This window comes from Inhella proteolytica (genome assembly GCF_016093275.1).
In the GTDB taxonomy this organism is placed as follows: domain Bacteria; phylum Pseudomonadota; class Gammaproteobacteria; order Burkholderiales; family Burkholderiaceae_C; genus Inhella; species Inhella proteolytica.
In genome coordinates this window covers 237,567-249,684 of sequence record NZ_JAEDAK010000008.1, presented here as the reverse complement: position 1 = coordinate 249,684, position 12,118 = coordinate 237,567, and the positions used below count along the sequence as shown (strand labels likewise).

The window sequence follows — 12,118 nt, the reverse complement described above, 5'->3', positions numbered from 1 at the left end:
CCGGCGCAGCCCGCCGCGCAGGCCACGCCGCCGGCGGCCCGGTCCGCCCGCCCGCCTGCCGTGCCGCCCCAGGCCGCGGCGGCCCAAGTGGCGCCCGCCTGCCGCGATTGCGGCGTGGTCGAGTCGGTCGAGAAGCGGGTGCGCAGCGCTCCCACCAGCGGAGTGGGTGCAGTGGCCGGCGGGGTGGTGGGTGGGCTGCTGGGCAACCAGTTCGGCAAGGGCGATGGCCGCCGCGCCATGACCGTGGTGGGCGCCGTGGGCGGCGGTGTGCTGGGCCATGAGATCGAGAAGAAGCAGCGCAGCCACACCGAGTACCTGGTGCGCGTGCGCATGGCCGACGGCAGCCTGCGCGAGCGCGTGCAGGCCCGTCCGCTCGCCATCGGCAGCCACGTGCGCCTGGGCGAGCAAGGCCTGCAGCTTCTGGAGACCGCGCCCTGACCGCTCCCCCCGGCGCCGGCCAGCTGAGGGAGACTGGCGGCCTCTCCATCCCTGAAGCAGCGACATGATTCGAGTGGGCATCGTGGACGACCACGCCATCGTGCGGGCCGGTCTGCGCCAGTACCTGAGCGAGCACACCGATCTGCGCGTCGTCGGCGAGGCCAGCAACGGGCAGGAGGCGCTGGAGCTGGCGCGGCAGACCGAGCTGGACGTGCTGCTGCTCGACATCTCCATGCCCGGCCACAGCGGTGTGGACGCGCTGGCTGCCATCAAGGCGCGCTTCGAGACGCTGCCGGTGCTGATCCTCAGCGGTTTTCCCGAAACCCAGTACGCCAGCGCCCTGCTGCGCCAGGGGGCGGCCGGCTACCTGAGCAAGGACTGCGACCCGGACGAGATCGCCGATGCCATCCGCGTGGTGGCGCGGGGCCGGCGCTACATCAGCGCCGCCGTGGCGGAGCTGCTGGCCGAGAGCGCCGTGTCCCCGCAGGCCGACAAGCCGGCGCACGAGACCCTCTCCGAGCGCGAGCTGCAGGTGTTCCTGCGCCTGGCCAAGGGCGAGACGGTGGGCCAGGTGGCCGACTCGCTGTGCCTGAGCGTCAAGACCGTCAGCACCTACCGCACGCGCGTGCTGGAAAAGCTCAAGCTGCACAGCAATAGCGAGCTCACCTACTACGCGCTCAAGCAGGGCCTGATCCAGTGAGCGCCCTGCTGCAGGCCCTGGACCTGGGCCCGGGCGTGCGTGCCGCACTCAGCACCCGGCTGGGGGGCGTGAGCGCCGCGGGCTATGCCAGCCTGAACCTGGGCGACCACGTGGGCGACCGCCCCGAGGCCGTGGCCGAGAACCGCGCCCGCGTGGCCGCGGCGCTGGGCCGGCCGGTGCAGTACCTGAAGCAGGTGCATGGCGTGCAGGTGGCGGCCGTCGCATACGCAGGGCCCGCCCCGGAGGCGGATGCGGCCTGGACGGCACAGCCCGGCGTGGCGCTGTCCGTGCTGGTGGCCGATTGCCTGCCGGTGCTCTTGGTCGCCCGCCGGCCCGATGGCCAAGCCGTGGCGGTGGCCGCGGCCCATGCCGGCTGGCGCGGCCTGGCCGGTGGCGTGCTGGAGCAGAGCGCGGCCGCGCTGCGCGCGCAGGCGGCCGACGCGCACCTCCACGCCTGGCTGGGCCCTTGCATCGGGCCCGATGCCTTCGAAGTCGGTGAAGACGTGCTGCGCGGTTTCGGCCGGGAACCGGGTGCAGCCGGGCCGGGCTTTCGCTACCAGCCGCGCGCCGACGGCAGCCCGCGCTGGCGTGCCGACCTGCACGCCCTGGCACGCCAGCGCCTGGCCTTGCTGGGCGTGGAAGTGCTGGGTGCGGAACCCAGCTGCACCGTCAGCGCGCCCTCACGCTTCTTCTCGTTCCGGCGCGACGGGGCTGGCAGCGGGCGCTTCGGCGCGTTCATCGGCCTGTCGTAAGCGGCGCTTACGCTGCGGCGTCCCCAGCAGGTAGGCCAGCAGCGCACAGGGCAGCAGGCCGTAGAACACCAGGGTGATGACGGCGCCCAGCACCGTGCCCTGCGGCGACGTGGCTTCGACCAGCGCCATCAGGACGGTTACGAACAACCAGGCAAATAGCACAAGGTACATTGCGGGTTAACACTGAGACTAGAGGCGCCACTCCAGGATGCAAGCTGGGGTGCTTGGCCCGCATCTTCGCCCTTCCATGACCGACGCCTTCAAGCTGCCCCCATTTCCCACGCTGCCCGACTTTGAATCCGTCACCGCCGCCCTGAAACCCTGGGCCGGAGTCGAACTGCCGCTGGATGCCTGGAGTCGGCTGCAAAGCCAGTACCTGGAGCAGGCCACCTCGCTCTGGAACGAGGCGCTGCAGAAGGAAGCCGCCGGCGAACCCCTGAAGGACCGGCGCTTTGCCAGCAAGGCCTGGAGCGAGGACCAAGGCGCCCATTTCCTGGCCCAGCTCTACCTGCTGAACGCCCGCACCCTGGGCGAGATGGCCGAAGCCGTGCAGGGCGACGCCAAGACGCGTGCACGCATCAAGTTCGCCGTGCAGCAGATGGTGGACGCCGCCGCCCCCAGCAACTACCTGGCCCTGAACCCCGAGGCCCAGCGCCTGGCGCTGGAGACCGGCGGCGAGAGCATCGCCAAGGGCCTGCAGCTGCTCTGGGCCGATGTGCGCCGCGGCAAGCTCTCGCAGACCGACGACAGCGCCTTCGAGGTGGGCAAGAACGTCGCCACCAGCGAGGGTTCGGTGGTGTTCGAGAACGACTACTTCCAGCTGCTTGAATACAAGCCGCTCACGAAGGAAGTGCACGAGAAGCCCTTCCTGATCGTGCCGCCCTTCATCAACAAGTTCTACATCCTCGACCTGCAGCCCGAGAACTCGCTGATCCGCTACGCGGTCGAGAACGGCCACCGCACCTTCGTGATGAGCTGGCGCAACCCCGACGAGAGCTGCGCCGCCTGGACCTGGGACGAACTGGTGGAAAACGCACCGCTCAAGGCCATTGAGGTGGTGCTGGCCATTGCCGGCACCAAGCAGCTCAACACCCTGGGCTTCTGTGTGGGCGGCACCATCCTGGCCACGGCGCTGGCCGTGCTGGCCGCGCGCGGCCAGCAGCCCGCCGCCAGCCTGACCCTGCTGACCACGCTGCTCGATTTTGAGCACACCGGCATCCTGGACATCTTTGTCGACGAGCAGTCCGTCAAGCTGCGCGAACTGACGATCGGCGCTGAGTCCCCCAAGGGCCCGGGTCTACTGAAGGGCAGCGAGCTGGCGCAGACCTTCAGCTTCCTGCGCCCCAACGACCTGGTGTGGAACTACGTCGTCGGCAACTACCTGAAGGGCGAGGCCCCGCCCGCCTTCGACCTGTTGTACTGGAATGGCGACAGCACCAATCTGAGCGGCCCGCTGTACTGCTGGTACCTGCGCCACACCTACCTGCAGAACGAGCTCAAGCAGCCCGGCAAGCTGACGGTGTGCGGCGAGAAGGTGGACCTCGGTGCCATCAAGGCCCCGGTCTACATCTACGGCAGCCGCGAGGACCACATCGTGCCCTGGGAAGCTGCCTACGCCAGCACGCAATTGCTCAAGGGTCCCAAGCGCTTCGTGCTGGGGGCGAGCGGCCACATCGCCGGCGTCATCAACCCCGCCAGCAAGAACAAGCGCAGCTACTGGGTGGGCAAGGACGGCAAGCTGCCCAAAGATCCGCAGGCCTGGCTGCAGGCCGCCACCGAAACGCCCGGCAGCTGGTGGCGCGACTGGTCGGCCTGGCTGGGCGGCCATGGCGGCGCGCTCAAGGCCGCGCCGAAGGCGCAAGGCAGCCGCAAGTTCGCTGTTATCGAATCGGCGCCTGGACGCTACGTCAAAACCCCCGCTTGAATCTGGAGAACCCCATGGATGTCGTGATCGTTTCCGCCGCCCGCACCGCGATCGGCAAGTTCGGCGGCTCGCTCGCCAAAGTGCCGGCGCCCGAGCTCGGCGCCATCGCCATCAAGGCGGCGCTGGAGCGCGCCAAGCTCAGCGGCGACCAGGTCAGCGAGGTCATCATGGGCCAGGTGCTGACGGCCGGCAGCGGCCAGAACCCGGCGCGCCAGGCGCTCATCAAGGCCGGCCTGCCGCACGCGGTGGCGGCCATGACCATCAACAAGGTCTGCGGCTCGGGCCTGAAGGCCGTGATGCTGGCCGTGCAGGCCATTCGCGACGGCGACGCCGAGATCGTCGTGGCCGGTGGCCAGGAGAACATGAGCGCCAGCCCGCATGTGCTGCTGAACAGCCGCGACGGCCAGCGCATGGGCGCCTGGAACATGGTCGATTCGATGATCACCGACGGCCTGTGGGATGTGTACAACCAGTACCACATGGGCATCACGGCCGAGAACGTCGCCAAGGCCCATGGCATCACCCGCGAGCAGCAGGACGCCCTGGCTCTGGCCAGCCAGCAGAAGGCGGCCGCCGCGCAGGATGCCGGCACGTTCAAGGACGAGATCGCACCCGTGCTGATTCCCCAGCGCAAGGGCGACCCGCTGGTGTTCGATGCCGACGAGTACATCAACCGCAAGACCAATGCCGAAGCGCTCAGCGGCCTCAAGCCCGCCTTCGACAAGGCCGGCTCGGTGACGGCCGGCAATGCCTCGGGCCTGAACGACGGCGCGGCGGCGCTGGTGCTGATGAGCGCGGCCAAGGCGGACCAACTCGGTCTGATGCCGCTGGCCCGCATTGCCAGCTATGCCAGCGCCGGCCTGGACCCGGCCCTGATGGGCATGGGCCCGGTGCCCGCCAGCCAGAAGGCGCTGGCCCGCGCCGGCTGGAAGGCCCAGGACCTCGACCTGCTGGAAATCAACGAGGCCTTTGCGGCCCAGGCCTGCGCGGTGCACAACCAGATGGGTTGGGACCTCAGCAAGGTCAATGTGAATGGCGGCGCGATCGCGCTGGGCCACCCGATCGGTGCTTCGGGCGCGCGCATCCTGGTGACCCTGCTGCACGAGATGCAGCGCCGTGACGCCAACAAGGGCATTGCCTCGCTGTGCATCGGCGGCGGCCTGGGTGTGGCCCTGTGCGTCGAGCGCTAATCAATTTCAACCTGGAGGAGACAGAGAAATGGCACAGAAAGTCGCGTACGTAACCGGTGGCATGGGCGGCATTGGCACCGCCATCTGCCGCAAGCTGCATAACATGGGTTTCAAGGTCATCGCCGGTTGCGGCCCGAGCCGTGACTTCAACAAGTGGCTGGACGAGCAGAAGGCCGAGGGCTACACCTTCTACGCGTCGGTCGGCAACGTCGCTGATTGGGACTCGACGGTCGAGGCCTTCACCAAGGCGGTGGCCGAGCACGGCGTGATCGACGTTTTGGTCAACAACGCCGGCATCACGCGCGATCGCATGTTCCTGAAGATGACGCCGGAAGACTGGAAGGCCGTCATCGACACCAACCTGAACTCGATGTTCAACGTCACCAAGCAGGTGGTGCCGGGCATGGTCGAGAAGGGCTGGGGCCGCATCATCCAGATCTCCTCGGTGAACGGCGAGAAGGGCCAGGCCGGCCAGACCAACTACTCGGCCGCCAAGGCCGGCATGCACGGCTTCACCATGGCCCTGGCGCAGGAAATGGCCAACAAGGGCGTCACGGTGAACACCGTCAGCCCGGGCTACATCGGCACGGACATGGTCCGTGCCATCAAGCCCGAGGTGCTGGAGAAGATCGTCGCCACCATCCCGGTCAAGCGCCTGGGCACGCCGGAGGAGATCGGCTCCATCGTCGGCTGGCTGGCGGGTGAGGACAGCGGTTTCACCACCGGCGCCGACTTCAGCTGCAACGGCGGTTTGCATATGGGGTGAACGAGGACAGAAAAGGGCCCTGAGGACCCTTTTCTGCCTCGTTCACGACTACGCCCGTCTCGCGGGCGCAGGCTGGGGCTGAGGCGGGAGCGAGTGAAGCCCGGTGGGCTTCACGACCCTTGCCGAAGGACGGACCATGTCTTGCATGGGCCGGCTGGAGCTGCCAGAGCCTCATCCACCACCCCCGGTGGCAGCTCTCGGTCCAGACGCCCCACAACCCCACACGGCCCTACCCGGGGCCGTTCTCAATTCCGCCTGGCCTCCCGCAGCCGCCACTGCGCACCGGCCACGGCCTGATCCGCCGCCTGCAGCCGCGCTGCATCTTCCGGTTGCTGCGCCAGCGCCTCGGCGGCCCGCAGCAACTCTGCATCCTCCAGCCCGCGCGCGCACGCCACCAGATCATCCAGCAGGGCCTGACGGGCGGCCAGGCGGGCCGCGCTCTCGCGCCAAGCGGCGGTCCAGCGGCTCAGGAACACGCGCGCATGGGCCCGCTGACGCTGCTGCACATCGGCGCGCGGCAGGGCGGGCGCAGGCTGCGCCGGCGGGCTGGCGGGCAGGCCATGCCCGGTCCAGCGCACCACCGCCTGGAGCAGGCGCGCGCGCGTGATGGGCTTGTCCAGGTGTTCGTCACAGCCGGCGGCCAGGCTGGCACGGGCGTCTTCGGCCTGGGCATGGGCAGAGAGCGAGAGCATGGGCGTGCGTGGGCGTCCGCGCTCCTGTTCCTGCTTGCGGATGGCCTGGGCGCAGGCATGACCATCCAGCCCGGGCATGTCGATGTCCAGCACGATGAGGTCGTAGTCTGCGCGCTCGGCCATGGCCAGCGCCAGCAGGCCGTTGTCGGCGTGGTCGATCTGCGCCCCCAGCACGGCCAGTTGGGCGCGGAACAGCTCGGCGTTGACCTCGTTGTCCTCGGCCAGCAGCACACGCAGCGGGCGGTCGGCGCCGGCCTGTGCGGGCGCGTGGGCGGGGTCGGGGGCTTCGGCCCGCTGCAGCGGGATGTTGAAGGCGAAGCGGCTGCCGGCGCCGGGCACGCTGTGCACGCTGATCTCACCGCCCATCAGGCGCACCAGCTCGCGCGAAATGGCCAGGCCCAGGCCGGTGCCGCCGATGCGGTCCTCGCCCTGCACGAAGGGCTCGAACACGCGCGCCTGCTGGCTGGGGGCGATGCCGATGCCGGTGTCGGCCACCGCCAGGCCGAGCCGCCCCTCGGTGTCGCAGCGGGCGTGCAGGTCCACCAGCCCCTGCTGAGTGAACTTAATGGCGTTGCCCAGCAGGTTCAGCAGCACCTGGGCCAGGCGCTGGCGGTCCAGCAGCACCCATTCGGGCAGCTCGCCGGGGGCGATCAGGGTGCAGCGCAGCTGCTTGGCCTCGGCCAGCGGCTGCATCAGGTCCACGCATTCCTGCAGCAGCTCGCGCAGCCGGCAGGGCGCGGGGTGCAGCTGCATCTGGCCGAGCTCGATGGCGCTCAGATCGAGCAGCTCGTTGATCAGGGTGGCCAGATGCCGGCCCGAGGCCTGCATGAGGTCGAGGTTGCGGCGCTGCGCGGCATCCAGCGGCGCCTGCTCCAGCAGCTCGCTCAGGCCCAGCAGGGCGTGCAGCGGGGTGCGGATCTCGTGGCTGACATGGGCCAGAAAGCGCGATTTGGCTGCATTGGCCTCGGCCGCCACGGCGCGCTCGTGCGCGGCCTGGCGTGCGGCGGCCTGGGTGCGGTGCTGGTGCAGCATCAGATGCGCCACCAGGCCGGCGGTCAGTGCGCCCAGGGCCGGGCTGGGGTCGAACCAATGCAGCTGCCGACCGGCCAGGGCCGTCAGCGCGACGAGCAGCAGCGCGCCGCCCAGCGCCAGTGCGGTGGCCAGGCGCGGCTGGGTGCGGCCCAGCAGCAGCACCCACAGCCAGGGCAGCAGTGCGCCCAGCAGGATCAGCGGCGCGCCCGGCAGGGGCTGCAGCCAGCGGCCGTCGCGCAGGCTGGCGTAGGCCTGGGCCAGCACCGAGCCGCCGCGCAGCTGGCCTGCCGGGGTCATCACGCGGTCGGCCAGCAGGGCGCTGCTGGCAATCAGCACCACCTGGCCCTTGGCGGCGCGCAGCGCGGGCGCGTCCTCCTGGCCTTCGAGCGCGGCCAGCGCCAGATCGGCGAAGGGCAGGGTGCGCACCTCGGCGGCCGGGCTGCGCGGAAAGGCGATCACGGCCCCCACGGCCGGCAGCGGGCGCTTCTGGGGGCCGGCCTCCAGCAGGGCCAGGGGCAGGCTGGGCCAGTGGCCTTGGCCGCTCTCGTGATAAAGCCAGAGCGTGCGCAGCCGGCCATCCCGGTCCAGCGGGCTGCTGACCACGCCCAACCGGGGCCGCACCGACTGGCCGGCCAGCGGCAGCAGCAGCTGGTTCCAGCGCACGCTGGCGCGGCTGCTGTCGGGCAGCTCGGGCTGGCCCACGCCCGCGGCGGCCAGCAGCACCGGCGCGCCGCTGGCGTCCAGTTCCTGCGCCAGCAGGCTGTCACCGCTGTCGGGGTCGAGAAACAGCAGGTCCAGGGCGATCACCTCGGCCCCGGCGCGGCGCAGGCTGTCGATCAGCAGCGCATACACATCGCGCCGAAAGGGCCAGGTGCCCAGGCGCGGCGCCAGGCGGGCCAGGCTGGCGTCGTCGATGTCGTAGACCAGCACGCCCTCGGGCGGCTGCTGGGGTGCGGCCCAGCGCAGCTGCCAGTCCAGCCAGAAGCGCTCCAGCGGTCCGCCGGGCAGGTGCAGGGCCCAGGCGGCCAGCAGCGCGGCGGCCAGCGCCGCCCACAGGCCGCGGCGCGAGGGATTCAAAGCAGCCAGGCCAGCGCGGGCAGCCAGAACAGCCAGCCGCGCCAGCCGCCCGGCCATTCAATGCTCTGCGTGCTGCCCCAGGGTCCGGGCGTGCCGTCCGGGCTGAGGCTGCGCAGGCGCAAGTGGTGGGTGCCGCCGCCGGGCGGCTGCAGCTCGGCCTGGGCCTGGCTCACGGTGGTGTCCAGCCAGGGCTGGGCGAAATCGGCCGTGCTGGCGGCCTGCAGCTGGTACCGCACGCCGGGCAGGGGGCTGGCGGCCCAGCGCAGCTGCAGACGGTCACCCTGGCGCTCGGTCTGCGGCGGTGGCGGGGCTGGGGGCGGGGGCAGGCGCTCCAGTTGCTGCGCATCGCTCCAGGGGCCCTGGTGGCCGTCGGCGCGCACGCAGGCCACGCGCCAGTGGTGCACGCCCTCGGGCAGTTCCAGGCCGAACTGGGTGTCCGGCAGCGTGGCGTCGGCATGGCGCAGGCGGGTGAAGCCGGCGTCCTCGGCGATCTGCAGGTGGTAGCGCTGGGCCGCGGCGCTGCGCGTCCAGCGGAACTCGACGCGCGGTGCGTACTGCTGCGCCGCCGCGGCGGGCGTCTGCAGGAAAGGGGGCTCGGGCCGGGCGGCCAGCTCGAAGGGGGCCTCGGCGTCCAGGCCTTCCAGGCCATCGGCGGCTATGGCGCGCACGCGCAGGGTGTAGCGGCCATCGGGCAGCTCGGTGCCGCCCTCCCAGCCGCTGGCCGGGGCGCGGGCATCGAGCCAGAGCTGCTCGCCGGCGGGGTCAAGCACCTGCACGCGCAGGGCGCTGGCGCCGAGGGCCGCACCCGTCCAGCGCAGCGGCAGGCGTTCGATGCGGGCCGGCAACGTCAGCGCCGGGGCGGGCAGCAGGGCTTGCGGACGGCCGGGCTGGCCCTGGCTGAGCAGGCCCAGGCCGGCGCCTACCGCCTGGGCACTGCGACCCTGCGCGGCGCTGACCTCGCCCTCCAGAACCTCCAGGTGCAGCTGGCCGTTGCGCACCTGGGTGCGGAAGGCCGTGCCGCGCACGCCCAGATTGGCCACAGGTGTGAGCAGCTCGAAGCGGGCCGGCAGGCGGCGCGCGACCTGCTTCTCGGCATTGCGCGGCGGCACGCGGCTGTCGGCCGCACCTTCCTGCAGCTGCAGCTGGCTGCGCACGCCCAGGCGCCCCTGGCTCAGCCGGCCCAGCTGCAGGCGGCTGGAGGGGCGCAGCACCAGGCGGGCGCCGTCAGCGAAGCGCAGGGTGGCGCTGCCTTGCGGGCCGGCATGCAGCCAGTCGCCCTCCACCAGGCGGGCGCCAGAACTGAGCGGGTTGCGCTGGCCGCCGCGTTCGAGCTCCACACCGCCCAGTGCGAACAGCACCTCGGCCTCGGCCGGCTGTTCGGCCAGCCATTCGCGTGGCCAGGCCAGCGTGTGGCCGGGCTGCAGGCGGAAGGGGTCGCGCACGCCGGTGTGGCGCTGCAACTGCTGCCAGCTGATGTCGGGCCGCAGCAGGCGCTGCTGCAAGCCAATCAGGGTGTCGCCCGGCACGATGCGATGCTGGTGCTGCGGGGCCTGCGCACCCGCCCAGGTGCTGGCCATGATCAGCCAGGGCAGAACGAACGCCTTCATGCTGGTTCCTCCCGTCTTTGCGGTGCCGCCATTCTGCGGGCCGGCGGGGTGCGCGCCGGTCCTTCGTGCTGCGGGTGAATCCGCTTGACGCACAGGGCGCTAGGGCCGCCGCTACCATGGCGCCCCTTTTTTGGTTTGCTTGCGAGGAATGGCCATGGGCATGGATGTCGTCGATTACGAAATCAAGGGCGCCGAGATGCAGTTCGTCGAGGTCGAACTCGACCCCGGCGAGGCGGCGATCGGCGAGGCGGGCTCCTTGATGTTCATGGATGCCGGCATCGGCATGGACGCGGTGTTCGGCGACGGCCGCCAGCAGCAAGGCGGGTTCTTCGGCAAGCTGCTCGGTGCGGGCAAGCGCCTGATCACCGGCGAGTCGCTGTTCACCACCGTCTACACCAACAACGGCAGCGGCAAGCAGCGTGTCGCCTTCGCCGCGCCCTACCCGGGCAAGATCATTGCCATGGATCTGAAGCAGATGGGCGGCATGGTCATCTGCCAGAAGGACAGCTTCCTGGCCGCCGCGCGCGGTGTGCAGATCGGCATCCACTTCCAGCAGAAGCTGTCGGTCGGCTTCTTCGGCGGCGAGGGCTTCATCATGCAGAAGCTCGAAGGCGACGGCCTGGCCTTCGTGCACAGCGGCGGCACCGTGGTCAAGCGCACCCTGCAGCCCGGCCAGACCCTGCTGGTGGACACCGGCTGCCTGGTGGCGCACACGCCCAGCGTCAACTTCGAGATCCAGTACGTCGGCAAGATCAAGACCGCGCTGTTCGGCGGCGAGGGCCTGTTCTTCGCCAAGCTCACCGGCCCCGGCGAGGTCTGGCTGCAGAGCCTGCCGTTCTCGCGCCTGGCCTCGCGCATCTTTGCCGCCGCGCCGCAGCAGGGCGGCAGCCGCGAGGAGGGCTCGGTGCTGGGTGGCTTCGGCACTGGCGGCCTGCTCGGGGGCATTCTGGGCGGCGACGACGAATAAGACGGAGTCGGGCGAATGCGCCTCGCGCCCCGAGGCGCACGCTGCTAGAGTGGTTCAAGGCTTGTAACAAGCCACTACAAAAAGCAGTCGAAGGGGGGGCGATGACCGAGACCGTGGTGCTCTGCGTGGACGACGACGCCACCCTGCTGCAGGCGCTGCGCAGCTTGCTGGTGCCGCAGCTGGGCCCGGGACATTGGGTGGAGATCGCGGAGAGCGCCGAAGAGGCGCTCGAAATCTGCCGCGAGCTGCGGGATCAGCAGCGCCATCTGGCGGTCGTCATCAGCGACTACATCATGCCCGGCATGCGCGGCGACGAACTGCTCGTGCGCCTGCACGGCATGGCGCCGGCCACCATCAAGATGATGCTGACCGGCCAGAGCGATCTGAGCGGGGTCAAGCGCGCGCTGGCCGAGGCCGATCTCTACCGCTGCCTGGAAAAGCCCTTCGTCAGCGAGGAGCTGGTGCGCAGCACGCGCGCGGCGGTGCGCACCTACTGGGAGCGGCTGGCATGGCTGTCGCGCCGCAGTGCCACCGGCGACCCGCGCGATGGCCTGTGCACCGCTCCCGAGCTGGCGCAGTTGCTGGATGAGCGCCTGAGCCAGCCCGCGGCGCGGCCGCTGTGCGTCACCCTCATTGACCTGGGCGAGGAAGAGGGCAGCGACGAGCGCCCCTTGCTGGCCCTCGTGCAACAGCTGCAGCGCCACCAGCGCGCCACCGACGTGGTGGGGCGCTGGGGCGGCGAGGCTTTTCTGGTCATCAACTGCAACACCGAGCTGGCGGATGCCTTCGCCCATGCCGAGGCGCTGCGCCAGCGCATGGCGCTGCAGGGCCTTGAGGGGGCGGCGCAGCTCAGCCTCGGCGTGGCCAGTTCGCGGCCCGGTGAACCGGCGCTCGCGCTGATCGAGCGCGCGGCGCAGGCCTTGCAGGCGGCCCGCACCGAAGGCTGTGTGCAGGTGGGTGTGGCCGATTGAGC

Annotated in this window: 11 protein-coding genes; 8 read left to right on the top strand and 3 right to left on the bottom strand. The window is 70.8% G+C overall.

Features of this window, described 5'->3' with window-relative positions; all coding sequences use genetic code 11:
• From I7X39_RS13505 to pgeF, 3 genes are all read left to right on the top strand, one after another.
• A partial coding sequence (locus tag I7X39_RS13505; protein ID WP_198111676.1) for a glycine zipper 2TM domain-containing protein occupies positions 1 to 438 on the top strand: 438 nt, incomplete at its 5' end.
• Positions 439 to 502: 64 nt separating this feature from the next.
• The gene (locus I7X39_RS13500; protein WP_198111675.1) at positions 503 to 1,138 is read left to right on the top strand and encodes a response regulator; all 636 of its coding nucleotides are present in this window, start codon (positions 503 to 505) and stop codon (positions 1,136 to 1,138) included.
• Positions 1,135 to 1,890 carry a peptidoglycan editing factor PgeF gene (pgeF, locus tag I7X39_RS13495; protein ID WP_310739921.1) on the top strand — a complete coding sequence of 252 codons (756 nt, stop codon included), beginning with the start codon at positions 1,135 to 1,137 and terminating at the stop codon, positions 1,888 to 1,890. Before I7X39_RS13500 ends, pgeF begins: the two co-directional genes overlap by 4 nt.
• Here the strand turns inward: pgeF and I7X39_RS13490 are convergent.
• Complete coding sequence (locus I7X39_RS13490; RefSeq protein ID WP_198111674.1) at positions 1,819 to 2,061, bottom strand: hypothetical protein; 243 nt, start codon at positions 2,059 to 2,061, stop codon at positions 1,819 to 1,821. The genes pgeF and I7X39_RS13490 overlap by 72 nt on opposite strands.
• Positions 2,062 to 2,137: 76 nt before the next feature.
• On the opposite strand from I7X39_RS13490, the gene phaC reads away from it, so the two are divergent.
• From phaC to phbB, 3 genes are read left to right on the top strand one after another with little or no spacing between them, the layout of a single operon-like run.
• The gene (gene phaC / locus I7X39_RS13485; protein ID WP_232351934.1) at positions 2,138 to 3,814 is read left to right on the top strand and encodes a class I poly(R)-hydroxyalkanoic acid synthase; all 1,677 of its coding nucleotides are present in this window, start codon (positions 2,138 to 2,140) and stop codon (positions 3,812 to 3,814) included.
• A 14-nt stretch (positions 3,815 to 3,828) separates the two neighbouring features.
• On the top strand, positions 3,829 to 5,004 hold the full coding sequence (locus I7X39_RS13480) for an acetyl-CoA C-acetyltransferase (RefSeq protein ID WP_198111672.1): 1,176 nt from the start codon (positions 3,829 to 3,831) through the stop codon (positions 5,002 to 5,004).
• A 28-nt stretch (positions 5,005 to 5,032) separates the two neighbouring features.
• Complete coding sequence (phbB, locus tag I7X39_RS13475) at positions 5,033 to 5,770, top strand: acetoacetyl-CoA reductase (protein WP_198111671.1); 738 nt, start codon at positions 5,033 to 5,035, stop codon at positions 5,768 to 5,770.
• A 245-nt stretch (positions 5,771 to 6,015) separates the two neighbouring features.
• Here phbB and I7X39_RS13470 read toward each other — a convergent pair whose 3' ends face one another.
• A complete protein-coding gene (locus tag I7X39_RS13470) occupies positions 6,016 to 8,571 on the bottom strand; it encodes a CHASE2 domain-containing protein (protein ID WP_198111670.1) in 2,556 nt (851 codons plus the stop codon).
• Entirely contained in the window at positions 8,568 to 10,178 is a 1,611-nt protein-coding gene (locus tag I7X39_RS13465) for a FecR domain-containing protein (protein WP_198111669.1), read from the bottom strand. The genes I7X39_RS13470 and I7X39_RS13465 overlap by 4 nt, the downstream gene beginning before the upstream one ends.
• 154 nt (positions 10,179 to 10,332) lie before the next feature.
• Between I7X39_RS13465 and I7X39_RS13460 the strand changes: the two genes are divergently transcribed.
• Entirely contained in the window at positions 10,333 to 11,145 is an 813-nt protein-coding gene (locus I7X39_RS13460) for a TIGR00266 family protein (protein ID WP_198111668.1), read from the top strand.
• A gap of 101 nt (positions 11,146 to 11,246) precedes the next feature.
• Positions 11,247 to 12,116 (top strand): response regulator, encoded by an 870-nt coding sequence (locus I7X39_RS13455; protein ID WP_198111667.1) that lies wholly within the window; start codon positions 11,247 to 11,249, stop codon positions 12,114 to 12,116.
• Positions 12,117 to 12,118: the final 2 nt, after the last annotated feature.